Raw genomic sequence first — 14190 nt, forward strand, 5'->3', positions numbered from 1 at the left:
GCCGGGGGTGTGCCGCACGGCGGTTTCACCGGCGCCGCGCGCGAGTGGCAGGATCGTTCCCATGCCCGATCAGCGCGATCCCGCCCCTTACGACGCCCTGCTGCTTCTCTCCTTCGGCGGCCCCGAAGGCCCGGACGACGTGGTCCCCTTCCTGGAGAACGTCACCCGCGGCCGCGGCATCCCCAAGGAGCGGCTCAAGGAGGTGGGGCAGCACTACTTCCTGTTCGGCGGTGTCAGCCCGATCAACGAGCAGAACCGCGCGCTCATCGACGCCCTGCGCAAGGACTTTGCCGAGCACGGTCTGGACGGCCTGCCGGTCTACTGGGGCAACCGCAACTGGGCGCCGTACCTCGTCGACACCCTGCGCGAGATGGCCGCGGACGGCCGCCGCCGGATCGCCGTACTCACCACGAGTGCGTACGCCTCCTACTCCGGCTGCCGCCAGTACCGCGAGAACCTCGCCGAGGCGCTCGCGACGCTGGAGGCCGAGGGGATCGAGCCGCCGCGCGTCGACAAGCTGCGGCACTCCTTCAACCACCCGGGTTTCGTACGCCCGATGGTCGACGGGGTCGTCAAGTCCCTGGCGGAGCTGGACGAGGACGTACGGGCGGGGGCGCATCTCGCCTTCACGACGCATTCCATCCCCACGGCGGCGGCGGACACGTCCGGGCCGGTGGAGGGGCACGGGGACGGTGGTGCGTACGTCGCCGAGCATCTGGACGTCGCCCGGGTGATCGCCGAGGCGGTGCGCGAGGAGACCGGCGTCGCGCACCCCTGGCAGCTCGTCTACCAGTCGCGCAGCGGGGCGCCGCACATTCCGTGGCTGGAGCCGGACATCTGCGACCACCTGGAGGAGCGGCACGCGGCCGGCGTGCCGGCGGTGGTGATGGTTCCGATCGGGTTCGTCTCGGACCACATGGAGGTGCTGTACGACCTCGACACCGAGGCCACCGCCAAGGCCGCCGAACTCGGCCTGCCGGTGCGGCGGTCCGCGACCGTCGGCGCCGATCCGCGCTTCGCCGCCGCCGTGCGCGAGCTGCTGCTGGAGCGGGCGGCCGCCGAGCGGGGGCTGCCGGCGGAGCGGTGCGCTCTGGGGGCACTGGGCCCCAGCCACGACCTCTGCCCGGTCGGGTGCTGCCCGGCCCGGGCGCCCAAACCCGCAGCCGCGGGCGCCGACAGTCCGTACGCCTGACCTTCGCCATTCGCTAGGAGAGCCGTGACTGATCCCCTCTTGTCCGAGCTGCTCGAACTCGCCCTGGAGGCCGCGCGGCGGGCCGGTGCGCTGCTGCGGGACGGGCGGCCTGCCGATCTTGGTGTGGCCGCCACCAAGTCGAGTCCCATCGATGTCGTGACCGAGATGGACATCGCCGCGGAGAAGCTGATCACCGGCTTCCTTGCCGAACACCGGCCCGATGACGGGGTCCTGGGCGAGGAGGGGGCGAGCAGCGAGGGCACGAGTGGGGTGCGGTGGGTGATCGACCCGCTCGACGGCACGGTCAATTACCTGTACGGGCTGCCGACTTGGGCGGTGTCCATCGCGGCCGAGTGGGGCGGCGAGACGGTGGTGGGGGTCGTGGAGGCGCCGATGCGGCGTGAGACGTACCAGGCGGTGCGGGGTGGCGGGGCGTACGCCAACGGCTCCGCGCTGCGGGTGCGGGCCGCGCCGGCGCTCGATCAGGCGCTGGTTTCCACCGGCTTCAATTACGTCGCCGCTGTGCGGAGCCATCAGGCGGATGTCGTGCAGCGGCTGATTCCGAGGCTGCGGGACATTCGGCGGAGTGGGTCTGCGGCCATTGATCTGAGCGATGTGGCTGCGGGGCGGCTGGACGGGTACTACGAGCGGGGGCTCAGGCCGTGGGATCTGGCTGCGGGGGATTTGATCGCGCGGGAGGCGGGGGCGATTACGGGTGGGCGGCCCGGCCGGCGTCCGTCCGGTGAGCTGACGATCGCCGCGTCGCCGGGCGTGTTCGAGCCGCTGCAGGCGCTGCTGGAGGACTTTGGGGCCTGGCACGACTAGGGCGCGTGCCCCCGGCCGAGCTGGCGGGATTGCCGTCGCGCGGCAAAAACAAGCACGTCCGGCGATGGAGGACCGGGGTCCGGGGCGGAGCCCCGGTGGGACACGCAAAGGCCCCGGCGCCTTCCCCGGCGCCGGGGCCCTGCTAGCACTCCGTACGGTCGACCGGCAGGGAGGTCACGCGCTCGCGGCGGTTACCTTGACGCCGTGTTCCGCGGCGAGGCGGTGCAGGTCCTCCAGCTCCGCCTGCTCCACCTCCGCCAGGAAGTCGTCGCCCGTTTCGCGAGCCATCGTGAGGTCGGATTCCGTGGCCTTTATGCGCTGCAGCAGGCCTGCGGTGAAAGCGTCCATGGGTTGCGCCCCCTCGTCATGGGTCGGTGGCACGGGGGTGTGCCGAGGGTGGGTGGTTCGATCACGTGGCGTGCCGAATACAGGGCGTGATCGCGGGGTGTGAAGTCGTCCTCCCCACACCCCGCCTCAGGAAAACCTCAACTCGCCCAGGAATCATGGAAATCCCCTCCCATGTCAGCCCTCCGGCCCCTTCCCGGCGTATCGCCTTACCGCCGGTTTATGGCCGAAAGGGGCAGGATGGCTGCACACAGCCAACGGGAGACACCTGCCCGCATGGGCAAATCAACGGAAGGACTGCGACGTGCGCGTACTCGTCGTCGAGGACGAGCAGCTGCTCGCCGATGCGGTGGCCACCGGACTGCGCCGGGAGGCCATGGCCGTCGACGTCGTGTATGACGGCGCGGCCGCCCTGGAACGTATCGGGGTCAACGACTACGACGTCGTCGTGCTCGACCGTGACCTCCCGCTCGTCCACGGGGACGACGTCTGCCGGAAGATCGTCGAGCTGGGCATGCCCACCCGCGTCCTGATGCTCACCGCTTCCGGTGACGTCAGCGACCGCGTGGAGGGGCTGGAGATCGGCGCCGATGACTATCTGCCCAAGCCGTTCGCCTTCAGTGAGCTGACCGCGCGGGTACGGGCCCTCGGGCGGCGTACGACCGTCGCGCTGCCGCCCGTTCTGGAGCGCTCCGGCATCAAGCTCGACCCGAACCGCCGCGAGGTCTTCCGCGACGGCCAGGAGATCCAGCTGGCACCGAAGGAGTTCGCGGTGCTGGAGGTGCTGATGCGCAGCGAAGGTGCCGTCGTGTCCGCCGAGCAGTTGCTCGAAAAGGCCTGGGACGAGAACACCGACCCGTTCACGAACGTGGTGCGCGTCACCGTCATGACGCTGCGCCGCAAGCTCGGCGAGCCGCCGGTCATCGTCACGGTGCCCGGCTCCGGCTACCGGATCTGACGCGCGATGGCCACCCCGGCGCCACCCCTGGCGCCACCGAAACCGACCTGGGACCCGAGGGAGCAGGAACCGTCGTTCCCCTGGTTGCGCCCGACCATCCGGATACGGCTCACGCTGCTGTACGGCGGCATGTTCCTGATCGCCGGCATTCTGCTGCTCTCGATCATTTACCTGCTCGCCGCCCAGGCTCTGGCGGTGGGCAGTGACCTGCCGTTCAAGATCGTGAGCGGCCAGGTCAGGAGCACGGTGTGCGACCTGCCCGACGAAGCCACGCCGGACCAGTTCAACGCCGCCATGAATGCCTGCGTCAACCACCAGCGCCAGCAGGCGCTCGACGAGCTGCTCAGCCGTTCGCTGCTCGCCCTGCTCGGCCTCAGCATCATCGCCTTCGCCTTCGGATACGCGATGGCGGGACGCGTTCTGTCGCCGCTCGGCAGGATCACGCGTACGGCCCGCAGGGTGGCCGGCACGGACCTGACCCGGCGGATCGAGCTGGACGGCCCTGACGACGAGCTGAAGGAGCTTGCCGACACCTTCGACGAGATGCTCGACCGCCTGGAGCGGGCGTTCACCGCCCAGCAGCGGTTCGTGGGCAACGCGTCGCACGAGCTGCGCACACCGCTGGCGATCAACAGGACGCTGCTGGAGGTGCATCTGTCGGACCCCGGGGCGCCCCCGGAGCTTCAGCAGCTCGGCAAGACGCTGCTTGCCACCAACGAGCGCAGCGAGCAGCTCGTGGAGGGTCTGCTGCTGCTCGCCCGCAGCGAGAACCAGATCGTCGAGCGCAAGCCGGTGGACCTGGCCGAGGTCGCCTCCCGCGCCATCGATCAGGCGCACAGGGAAGCGGCGGCGAAGGGCGTGGTGATCCGCGGCAAGCGCGAGCCCGCCGTCGTACAGGGCAATGGCGTACTGCTGGAGCGGATCGCGCTTAACCTGGTGCAGAACGCCGTGCGCTACAACGTCCCCGAGGACGGGTGGGTCGACGTCACCACCGAGATTCAGCACGGCCAGGCACTTCTGGTGGTTTCGAACACGGGTCCAGTGGTTCCCGCATACGAGATTGACAACATCTTCGAGCCGTTCAGGCGCCTTCGTACGGAGCGCACGGGCAGTGACAAGGGCGTGGGTCTCGGCCTCTCCATCGCCCGCAGCGTCGCGCGGGCCCACGGAGGCCGTATCATCGCGGAGCCCCGCGAGGGCGGTGGCCTCGTGATGCGTGTGACGCTCCCGATCTGAGACGTTTCGCGCAGCCACGCGGCTGTTCGCTTTAAGCGGAATTTTCTGGACCCGGCGCTGACCGGTCTGTGTGCGATCGATCACAGACTCGAATTTCCGGCCATCCACTCTCCGTGATCGCGAACTTCCCAGGAAAACCGGGAAAAGTCCGGGTTTCCTGGGGGTGAGATAACGGGAAGTACACGGGGTGGCGCTCGTGAAGTGCGACATTCGGACCGTGTACGGTCCCGATCGCCATCCAAACCGATCACCCCTGAGGGGATCGGTTGGGTGTCGATTGAGTAACAGACCTTGATGTGAGGCAAAATCTCCGCCTCAGGTCGGGCACAAGTCCGGCCTCTCACGCGTTACGTGCGCTGAGACACCGCAACTACCCAGAGGGGGAGAGCGACAGTGGCAACGGATTACGACACCCCACGCAAGACCGATGACGACGTCGATTCGGACAGCCTTGAAGAGCTCAAGGCACGTCGGAGCGACAAGACGGCATCGGCCGTTGACGTGGATGAATTCGAGGCGGCGGAAGGGCTTGAACTGCCCGGCGCCGACCTCTCCAACGAAGAGCTCGCCGTACGTGTCCTGCCCAAGCAGGCCGACGAGTTCACCTGCATGAGCTGCTTCCTCGTGCACCACCGCAGCCAGCTGGCCAGGGAGAAGAACGGTCAGCCGATCTGCCGCGACTGCGACTAGGTCGGGCCGGCCGTGGCAGGCGCGACACCGTCCAGGAGGAAGCGCTTCCGGCGGAAGGACTCCCCGGAGGCGCCGTACGGCGTGAGCGCGGCCGTCGGCGCACGTGACGACGAGCGGGGCCTGCCGGCCTCGCTCGAAACGGCGGAAGGGCCCCCGGCACGGGCCCGGCGCCTGGCGGCTGTCAGGCAGGGCGTACGGAAGGGCGGCGAGAGCGCTAGAGCCGGTATCGGCTATCTCGCCGACCGGGTCATCGAGACCGCGCCGCGCGTTCCCGTACGTGACCTGCCGACCCTGCGCAAGCAGTTCCCGGGCCTCGGCCCGGAGCAGATCGCCGACAAACTGGTGGCGGGTGCGGCCAACGGCACCTCCACCGTGGGGGCGGGCATCGGCGCGGCGGCCATGCTGCCCGTACCCCCCGCCATGCCGGCCGAGCTGGCTGCCGAGATCACCGGCGTCGCCGCGATCGAGCTGAAGCTCATCGCGGAGCTGCACGAGGTCTACGGCATGCGGCCGCCCGGCGGGCTGGCCCAGCGCAGCACCGCCTACCTCACGTCCTGGACCCAGGAGCGGGGCATCGACGTGAGCAAACCGGCGACGTACAACACGGCGCTCGGCACTCAGATGAAGCGCCAGCTGCGGCAGCAGATCATGAAACGCATGGTCCGCAATCTGCCGAACCTCATCCCGTTCATGGTCGGGGCCGCCGTCGGAGCCGTGATGAACCGGCGTGACACCAGACGGCTCGCCGACCGGATCCGCAACGACCTGCGCAAGAACCAGGTCCCCTGGGACGCGCTGCCCGAGCTGCCTCCCCTTGAGAAACCCGAAAAGCCCGAGCAGTCTCAGTTCGAGCCGAAGCCCGGCCGCAAGGAACTGGGTCCCTAGCCGGCCCGTACGGCCGCGAGAGCCGCGGCCAGGCCCTCGGGATCACGTGTCGAGAGGTAGAGGTACGGCGTCGGGTCGGCCGGGTCGGTGACCTCCACGCGCAGCGCCCCCGGAATGTAGCTGCGCAGCAGCATGTGGGCGCGTGTATCGGCCTTGTACGACCGCCAGGCGCGGGCCTCTTCGGCGTCCAGCACCTCGGCCTCGCCGAGCGCGGAGACGGGGATACGGGCGTCGCCGGCGATCAGCGCGTCCCCGACCACCCGGATCCGCTGGGAACCGTACGAACTCACCCCGGCCGCGGCGAGCGCGCCCGCGCCGATCAGGCCGCCCAGCATCGGCAGGGCGCCCAGGGGCATCAGCATCAACCCGCCCGCGACACCGAGAAGTCCGGCGATGATCCACCAGGAACGGGGGGCGGTCAGACGTTCTGCGTACTGCGGGGCGGAAGGCTGCATGAAACCAAGCTTGGCACGGCGCGACCTGCGCGTACCCGCGCGGGTAAGGTCTGCGCCTGTGAGTACTGAGAACTCCCGGGAGACGGCCCCCGGGTCCGCGGCCCTCAAGCCCCCGGCCGACGCCATAGCCCCGGTCAGGCACCCCGACGCACCCCCGCCCGGAGAGCTGCTCGGTGCGCACTACGAGCACTGCTTCGGCTGCGGCGGGGGCCAGCCCCACGGGCTGCACCTCCAGGCACGCGCCGGCGACGGCGTGCGCGTCTCGGCCGAGTTCACGGTCAAGCCCGCCCACCAGGGCGCTCCCGGCCTCGCGCACGGCGGCGTACTGGCCACGGCACTCGACGAGACACTCGGCTCGCTGAACTGGCTGCTGCGGGTCATCGCGGTGACCGGCCGGCTGGAGACCGATTTCGTACGTCCCGTGCCGGTGGACACCGTGCTGCACCTCGACGCCGAGGTGACCGCGGTGCACGGCCGCAAGATCTACTCCACGGCGACCGGCCGGATCGGCGGCCCCGACGGGCCCGTGGCCGTCCGCGCCGACGCCCTCTTCATCGAAGTCAAGGTCGACCACTTCATCGAGAACGGACGCCCGGAGGAGATCCGGGCGGCGATGGCCGACCCCGATCAGGTCAGGCGCACCCGCGCCTTCGAGGTGAACCCGTGACCCGTAACCCTGTCGACGTGCTGATCCGCCGGATCGACCCCGACGTACCGCTCCCTTCGTACGGACATCCGGGCGACGCCGGAGTCGACCTGGTGACCACCGAAGCCGCCGAACTCGCCCCGGGTGAGCGCGCGGTGCTCCCGACCGGGGTGTCTGTCGCGCTGCCTGACGGGTACGCGGCCTTCGTGCACCCGCGATCCGGTCTCGCCGCCCGCTGTGGAGTCGCCCTCGTGAATGCCCCGGGGACGGTGGATGCCGGGTACCGTGGGGAAATCAAGGTGATCGTGGTCAATCTCGACCCGCGCGAAAGCGTGCGGTTCGAGCGCTTCGACCGGATTGCCCAACTGGTCGTCCAGCAGGTCGAGAAGGTGCGCTTCCACGAGGTCGCGGAGCTTCCCGGCTCGGCGCGGGCCGAGGGGGGCTTCGGTTCCACCGGCGGTCATGCCGCCGTGGACGGCCGGGCGGGTGGGAATCGATACGCATCGGTCGTATCCGACCGGGAAGGACAGTGACGTGTTCGGACGTCGCAAGAAGAGCGAATCCGCCGACGAAGTAGTGGCGGGCGAGGCCGAGCAGGTCGTCGACGACGTCGAGCCTGACGAGGCCGCGGACGGCGACGGGTCGGTACGCAGGGTGAACCTGCCGCCGGCACCCCGCCCGGACGGTCCGTGGGACGTGTCCGAGGTGATGGAGCCCGGCGAGGGCCGGGTCGACCTGGGCGGAATGTTCGTGCCCGGAGTCGAGGGCATGGAACTGCGGGTGGAGGTGGCGGGCGACGCGATCGTCGCGGCGACCGTCGTACTGCGCGACAGCGCCGTACAGCTCCAGGCCTTCGCGGCGCCCAAGAAGGAAGGCATCTGGGGCGAGGTCCGTGAGGAGATCGCGTCGGGCATCACCCAGCAGGGCGGTGTCATCGACGAGATCGAGGGCCCGCTGGGCTGGGAGCTGCGGGCCCAGGTGCCCGTACAGCTGCCGGATGGTACGGGTGGCGTGCAGATGGTGCGCTTCGTCGGCGTCGATGGGCCGCGCTGGTTCCTGCGCGGAGTGATCTCCGGTCAGGGCGCGGTGCAGCCGGAGGCCGCGGGGGTGCTGGAGCACGTCTTCAAGGACACCGTGGTCGTACGGGGCGAGGGGCCGATGGCGCCGCGTGACCCGATCGTGCTGAAGCTGCCGAACGATGCGCAGATGGTGCCCGAGGGCGTCCAGCAGGAGGAGCAGGAAGGCTCGCGCTTCTCCGGCGGGATGGGACAGCTGCAGCGTGGTCCGGAGACCACTGAGGTGCGCTGACCCAGAGCTGACTTGAATGAGTGAACCGACGTGGCCGGTGGGCCGTACTCCCCGAGACGGGAGTGCGGCCCATCGGCTTCTGGTCCGACTTCGTGCGCGGCACCGTACGGCGGCTGCCTCGGCCAAGGCCCGACCGTTGCGGGGCCGGGCGCGCGGTGACCATACTGGCGCCCGGCCGAACGACCGTACGGGGGAGCACGTATGAGCGAGAGCACCACTGGCAGCACCGGCACGGCCGTCGCCGAGAACGCCGGTGGCCGGCCCATGGTCGAGGTGACGGATCTGCACCGCTCCTACGGCACCGGAGCGGCCGCCGTCCACGCGCTGCGCGGCGTCTCCTTCAACGTGCCGCGCGGTGAGCTCATCGCACTCAAGGGCCGGTCGGGCTCCGGCAAGACGACCCTGCTCAACCTGGTCGGCGGCCTGGACACCGCCGACGAAGGCCGCATCGTGGTCGACGGCACCGAACTGGCGGGCCTCGGCGAGAACGGCCTGCTCGAACTGCGCCGCGACCGCATCGGCTTCATCTTCCAGTCCTTCGGCCTGATCCCGATCCTCACCGCTGCCGAGAACGTCGGCGTACCGATGCGGCTGCGCAAGACCGACCCCAAGGTGCGCGAGGAGCGCGTCGAGCTGCTGCTCGGTCTCGTCGGCCTCGCCGACCAGGCCGCCCAGCGCCCCGGTGAGCTCTCCGGCGGCCAGCAGCAGCGTGTCGCCATCGCCCGCGCGCTCGCCAACAAGCCGGCGCTGCTGATCGCGGACGAGCCCACCGGCCAGCTCGACGCGGAGACCGGCCTCGCCGTGATGGAGCTGCTGCGCGCGGTCGTACGGAGCGAAGGCGTGACGGCACTGGTCGCCACGCACGACGCGCAGCTGCTGGACCTTGCCGACCGGGTCCTGGAACTCGGCGACGGTCATCTCATAGAGCACGTCTGAAGGGCGCTGCGACGGCGTCGGCGGGCGTCAGAGTTGCGTCAATACGCACCTGAAGTCGGCCCCCGCGTCCGTTTTGCCTGGAGACAGCACAGACAATGGGGCCATGGGACGCGGCAAGCTTCGGATATACCTGGGTGCGGCGCCCGGTGTCGGCAAGACGTACGCCATGCTCTCCGAGGCCCACCGGCGCGTGGAACGCGGCACCGACTGCGTCGTCGCCTTCGTCGAGCACCACGACAGGCCGCGCACCGAAGTCATGCTGCGGGGACTTGAGCAGGTCCCGCGCCGCGAGATCGAATACCGCGGCTCCGTCTTCGCCGAGATGGACGTCGATACCACCCTCGAACGCCGTCCCGCCGTCGCCCTGGTCGACGAACTCGCCCACACCAACGTCCCGGGATCGCGCAACGCCAAGCGCTGGCAGGACGTCGAAGAGCTGCTCCAGGCAGGCATCGACGTCATCTCGACCGTCAACATCCAGCACCTTGAGTCACTCGGCGACGTCGTCGAGTCGATAACCGGCGTACGACAGCGCGAGACCGTGCCGGACGAGGTCGTACGGCGCGCCGACCAGATCGAGCTCGTCGACATGTCGCCCCAGGCCCTGCGCCGCCGTATGGCCCACGGCAACATATACAAGCCGGACAAGCTCGACGCCGCGCTGTCCCACTACTTCCGGCCGGGCAACCTCACCGCGCTGCGCGAGCTGGCGCTGCTGTGGGTCGCGGACCGCGTCGACGAATACCTCCAGCAGTACCGCGGCGAGCACAACATCCGCTCCACCTGGCAGGCCCGCGAGCGCATCGTCGTGGGCCTCACCGGCGGACCCGAGGGCCGTACGCTCATCCGCCGCGCCTCGCGCATGGCGGCCAAGGGCTCCGGCAGCGAGATCCTCGCCGTCTACATCGCCCGCAGCGACGGCCTGACCTCGGCCTCGCCCAAGGAACTCGCCGTACAGCGCACTCTCGTCGAGGACCTCGGCGGAACCTTTCACCACGTCATAGGCGACGACGTGCCCTCCGCGCTGCTGGAGTTCGCGCGCGGCGTCAACGCCACCCAGATCGTGCTCGGCTCAAGCCGCCGCCGGGCGTGGCAGTACATCTTCGGCCCCGGCGTCGGCGCCACCGTGGCCCGCGACTCCGGGCCCGACCTGGACGTACACATCGTCACGCACGACCACGTGGCCAAGGGCCGCGGCCTGCCCGTCGCCCGCGGCACCCGCCTGAGCCGCGCCCGGATCGTCTCCGGCTGGCTGGTCGGTGTCGCGGCGCCCGCGCTCCTCTCCCTGCTGCTCACCAGCCTGGAGGACGGTCCCGGGCTCGCCAACGACGTCCTGCTCTTCCTCTTCCTCACCGTGGGCGCGGCCCTGCTCGGCGGGCTGCTGCCCGCGCTCGCCTCGGCTGCCGTCGGCTCGCTCCTGCTGAACTACTACTTCACGCCGCCCACCCACACCCTCACGGTCAACGACCCCGAGAACCTCGTCGCCATCGTGATCTTCTTCGCGGTGGCCGTGTCGGTCGCCTCCGTCGTCGACCTGGCGGCCCGCCGCACCCACCAGGCCGCCCGGCTGCGCGCCGAGTCCGAGATCCTCTCCTTCCTCGCGGGCAGCGTCCTGCGCGGCGAGACGACCCTGGACGCCCTCCTGGAGCGGGTCCGCGAGACCTTCGCCATGGAGTCGGTGGCGCTGCTGGAGCGCGCGAGCGACGTCGACCCCTGGACCTGCGCCGGCAGCGTCGGCCCCAGGCCGCTCAGCCGGCCCGAGGACGCCGACGTGGACATGCCCGTCGGCGACCACATGGCGCTCGCGCTCTCCGGCCGCGTGCTGCCCGCCGAGGACCGCCGGGTGCTCGGCGCCTTCGCCGCCCAGGCAGCCGTCGTACTGGACAGGCAGCGCCTGGTGGGGGAGGCGGAGGGCGCGCGCAAGCTCGCCGAGGGCAACCGCATCCGCACCGCACTGCTCGCCGCCGTCAGCCACGATCTGCGTACGCCGCTGGCCGCCATCAAGGCCGCCGTATCCTCTCTGCGCTCCGACGACGTGGCCTGGTCGGACGCCGACGAGGCCGAACTGCTCGCGGCCATCGAGGACGGCGCCGACCGCCTCGACCACCTCGTCGGGAACCTGCTCGACATGTCCCGGCTGCAGACCGGCACCGTCACCCCGCTCATCCGCGAGACCGACCTCGACGAGGTGGTCCCGATGGCGCTGGTGGGCGTACCCGCGGAGAGTGTCGGGCTCGACATCCCCGAGACCCTGCCGATGGTGGCCGTCGACCGCGGGCTGCTGGAGCGCGCCGTCGCCAACATCGTCGAGAACGCCGTCAAGTACAGCCCCGGCGACACTCCCGTCTCCGTCGCCGCCAGCGCGCTCGGCGACCGCGTCGAGCTGCGCGTCGCGGACCGCGGGCCCGGCGTCCCGGACGACGAGAAGGACCGGATATTCGAACCGTTCCAGCGCTACGGCGACGCCCCGCGCGGCGCCGGAGTGGGCCTCGGCCTCGCCGTCGCCCGCGGCTTCGTCGAATCCATGGGCGGCACCCTGACCGCCGAGGACACGCCCGGGGGCGGCATGACGATGGTTCTCACCCTCAAGGTGGTCCCCGGCCATGCGCCGGTACGCCCGGATCCTGCCGCCCCGGTCACCTCGTGGCTCCCTTCATGAGGACGCCCGTCATTTCCTTCCGTACGTCCCGTAGAAAGGCAGGCACTCCATGACCCGGGTGCTCGTGGTCGACGACGAGCCGCAGATCGTACGCGCCCTCGTGATCAATCTGAAGGCGCGCAAGTACGAGGTGGACGCGGCCCCCGACGGCGCGACCGCGCTCCAGCTCGCCGCCGCCCGCCACCCCGACGTGGTCGTCCTGGACCTCGGCCTGCCCGACATGGACGGCGTGGAGGTGATCAAGGGGCTGCGCGGCTGGACCCGCGTGCCGATCCTGGTGCTCTCCGCCCGCCACACCTCCGACGAGAAGGTCGAGGCGCTCGACGCCGGGGCCGACGACTACGTCACCAAGCCCTTCGGCATGGACGAGCTGCTGGCCAGGCTCCGCGCGGCGGTCCGCAGGGCCGAGCCGGCCGGCGCCGCCGAGGACGACGTGCTCGTCGACGCGGGCGGCGACTTCACCGTCGACCTGGCCGCCAAGAAGGTGCACCGCGAGGGGAGGGACGTACGGCTGACGCCCACCGAGTGGCACCTCCTGGAGGTGCTCGTACGGAACACGGGCCGCCTGGTCAGCCAGAAGCAGCTCCTCCAGGAGGTCTGGGGCCCTTCGTACGGCACCGAGACCAACTACCTGCGGGTCTACATGGCGCAGCTGCGGCGCAAGCTGGAGGCGGACCCCTCGCACCCCAGGCACTTCGTGACCGAACCCGGGATGGGATACCGCTTCGAGCGGTAGCGGTGGTGGTGGCGCCGGCGGTGGTCAGGTCCGGGGTGATCCAGGCGGGCCCGCTCCCCGGTACGCTTCGTGTATGAGTGCCGTACCACGTTCGGAGAAGCCTGCCGGCCGGTTCCGCCGGATGCTCGACCGGCTGTCCACCTCGCAGGAGGACCTGCATTCCGCGGAGCTGCAGGAGGACGCGCAGGCCGCGGGGTGCTCACGCATCTGCGACTGCGACGACCGCCAGGTGGTGAAGGTGACTGGTACCTTGCGCACGGTCACCCTGCGTCCGCGGGCCGGTGTGCCCGCCCTGGAGGCGGAGCTGTTCGACGGCACCGCACCCCTGGACGTGGTGTGGCTGGGCCGCCGTTCCATCGTGGGCATAGAACCGGGCCGCAGGCTGATCGCCTCGGGCCGGATCTCCATGAGCCACGGCCGCCGGGTGCTTTTCAATCCCAAATACGAGCTCCGACCGCTCGGACAGGAGTAGCCGGTGACGTCTCTCGACAAGCCGACCGCGACGGATCACGACAGCAGCGAAGAACGGCCCGAAGCCGGGGAAGCCGAAATCGGGGCCGCCCAGGACGCGAAGGCCGTCACCGAGGCGGCCCTCTTCGAGGCCTTCGGCGGCCTCAGGGGCATGGTGGAGACCGTCCTGCCCGGTCTGCTGTTCGTGACCATCTTCACGATCAAGAAGGACCTGCACGTCTCCGCCATCGCCGCCCTCGCGGTGTCCTTGCTGCTCGTCGCCGTACGGCTGATTCGCCGGGACACCGTCAAGCACGCCTTCAGCGGCGTCTTCGGAGTCGCCTTCGGTGTCGTCTTCGCGATGATGACCGGCAACGCCAAGGACTTCTATCTGCCGGGCATGATCTACACCCTGGGTCTCGCCCTCGCGTACATCGTGACCACGCTCGCGGGCGTTCCGCTGATCGGTCTGATCCTCGGCCCGATCTTCAAGGAGAACCTCTCCTGGCGGACACGGAACCCGGGACGCAAGAAGGCGTACGCCAAGGCCAGCTGGGCCTGGGGCCTGATCCTGCTCGCCAAGTGCGCGATCCTCTTCCCGCTGTACTGGTGGGCCGACACCGCCCAGCTCGGCTGGGTCCTTGTCACGCTGAAGATCCCGCCGTTCCTGCTCGCGGTCTATCTGACGTGGGTCTTCCTGGCGAAGGCTCCGCCGCCCATCGACGTGTTCGCGGAGATGGAGGCGCAGGAGAAGGCCGAGAAGGAGCGCAAGGCGGCCGCCGCTGCCGCCGCTGCGGCGCAGCGCGAGGCCTGATGTCCCGTACGCATGTGAGTGGGGCCCGGAAGCGTCATGGTTCCGGGCCCCACTT

General features: G+C 70.2%; 16 protein-coding genes. 14 read left to right on the forward strand and 2 right to left on the reverse strand.

Annotated features, from left to right (window positions below):
- Positions 1-61: 61 nt before the first annotated feature.
- Together J7E89_RS13010 and J7E89_RS13015 are read left to right on the forward strand one after the other, a co-directional pair.
- Positions 62-1192, forward strand: a complete 1131-nt coding sequence (locus tag J7E89_RS13010; protein WP_214972958.1) for a ferrochelatase — start codon at positions 62-64, stop codon at positions 1190-1192.
- A 24-nt stretch (positions 1193-1216) separates the two neighbouring features.
- Positions 1217-2017, forward strand: a complete 801-nt coding sequence (locus J7E89_RS13015) for an inositol monophosphatase family protein (RefSeq protein WP_214972963.1) — start codon at positions 1217-1219, stop codon at positions 2015-2017.
- A 174-nt stretch (positions 2018-2191) separates the two neighbouring features.
- Here J7E89_RS13015 and J7E89_RS13020 read toward each other — a convergent pair whose 3' ends face one another.
- The gene (locus J7E89_RS13020; RefSeq protein ID WP_214972965.1) at positions 2192-2365 is read right to left on the reverse strand and encodes a hypothetical protein; all 174 of its coding nucleotides are present in this window, start codon (positions 2363-2365) and stop codon (positions 2192-2194) included.
- A 301-nt stretch (positions 2366-2666) separates the two neighbouring features.
- Here J7E89_RS13020 and J7E89_RS13025 point away from each other — a divergent pair, with 301 nt between their 5' ends.
- From J7E89_RS13025 to J7E89_RS13040, 4 genes are all read left to right on the forward strand, one after another.
- On the forward strand, positions 2667-3320 hold the full coding sequence (locus tag J7E89_RS13025) for a response regulator transcription factor (protein ID WP_028814147.1): 654 nt from the start codon (positions 2667-2669) through the stop codon (positions 3318-3320).
- A 6-nt stretch (positions 3321-3326) separates the two neighbouring features.
- Complete coding sequence (locus J7E89_RS13030) at positions 3327-4556, forward strand: HAMP domain-containing sensor histidine kinase (protein ID WP_214972967.1); 1230 nt, start codon at positions 3327-3329, stop codon at positions 4554-4556.
- 393 nt (positions 4557-4949) lie between these two features.
- Positions 4950-5246, forward strand: coding sequence for a DUF4193 domain-containing protein (locus tag J7E89_RS13035; protein WP_028814145.1), 297 nt, complete (start codon positions 4950-4952; stop codon positions 5244-5246).
- Between the two features lie 12 nt (positions 5247-5258).
- Positions 5259-6131, forward strand: coding sequence for a hypothetical protein (locus J7E89_RS13040; RefSeq protein WP_214972969.1), 873 nt, complete (start codon positions 5259-5261; stop codon positions 6129-6131).
- Here J7E89_RS13040 and J7E89_RS13045 read toward each other — a convergent pair.
- The gene (locus tag J7E89_RS13045; protein ID WP_214972971.1) at positions 6128-6586 is read right to left on the reverse strand and encodes a DUF3093 domain-containing protein; all 459 of its coding nucleotides are present in this window, start codon (positions 6584-6586) and stop codon (positions 6128-6130) included. The genes J7E89_RS13040 and J7E89_RS13045 overlap by 4 nt on opposite strands.
- 124 nt (positions 6587-6710) lie before the next feature.
- Here J7E89_RS13045 and J7E89_RS13050 point away from each other — a divergent pair, with 124 nt between their 5' ends.
- From J7E89_RS13050 to J7E89_RS13085, 8 genes are all read left to right on the forward strand, one after another.
- Positions 6711-7253 (forward strand): PaaI family thioesterase, encoded by a 543-nt coding sequence (locus J7E89_RS13050; protein WP_214973147.1) that lies wholly within the window; start codon positions 6711-6713, stop codon positions 7251-7253.
- Positions 7250-7765 carry a dUTP diphosphatase gene (gene dut, locus J7E89_RS13055; protein ID WP_214972973.1) on the forward strand — a complete coding sequence of 172 codons (516 nt, stop codon included), beginning with the start codon at positions 7250-7252 and terminating at the stop codon, positions 7763-7765. The genes J7E89_RS13050 and dut overlap by 4 nt, the downstream gene beginning before the upstream one ends.
- 1 nt (position 7766) lies before the next feature.
- Positions 7767-8540 carry a DUF3710 domain-containing protein gene (locus J7E89_RS13060; protein ID WP_214972975.1) on the forward strand — a complete coding sequence of 258 codons (774 nt, stop codon included), beginning with the start codon at positions 7767-7769 and terminating at the stop codon, positions 8538-8540.
- A gap of 201 nt (positions 8541-8741) precedes the next feature.
- Positions 8742-9476, forward strand: a complete 735-nt coding sequence (locus tag J7E89_RS13065; RefSeq protein ID WP_214972977.1) for an ABC transporter ATP-binding protein — start codon at positions 8742-8744, stop codon at positions 9474-9476.
- Between the two features lie 103 nt (positions 9477-9579).
- Positions 9580-12135: a sensor histidine kinase KdpD gene (locus tag J7E89_RS13070; RefSeq protein WP_214972979.1), complete on the forward strand. Its 2556-nt coding sequence runs from the start codon at positions 9580-9582 to the stop codon at positions 12133-12135.
- A gap of 49 nt (positions 12136-12184) precedes the next feature.
- Complete coding sequence (locus J7E89_RS13075) at positions 12185-12871, forward strand: response regulator (RefSeq protein WP_214972981.1); 687 nt, start codon at positions 12185-12187, stop codon at positions 12869-12871.
- Positions 12872-12944: 73 nt separating this feature from the next.
- The gene (locus tag J7E89_RS13080) at positions 12945-13343 is read left to right on the forward strand and encodes an OB-fold nucleic acid binding domain-containing protein (protein ID WP_214972983.1); all 399 of its coding nucleotides are present in this window, start codon (positions 12945-12947) and stop codon (positions 13341-13343) included.
- A gap of 3 nt (positions 13344-13346) precedes the next feature.
- Positions 13347-14135, forward strand: coding sequence for a DUF3159 domain-containing protein (locus J7E89_RS13085; protein WP_374196813.1), 789 nt, complete (start codon positions 13347-13349; stop codon positions 14133-14135).
- Positions 14136-14190: the final 55 nt, after the last annotated feature.

It is taken from the genome of Streptomyces sp. ISL-100 (genome assembly GCF_018614615.1).
Taxonomy (GTDB): Bacteria; Actinomycetota; Actinomycetes; order Streptomycetales; family Streptomycetaceae; genus Streptomyces.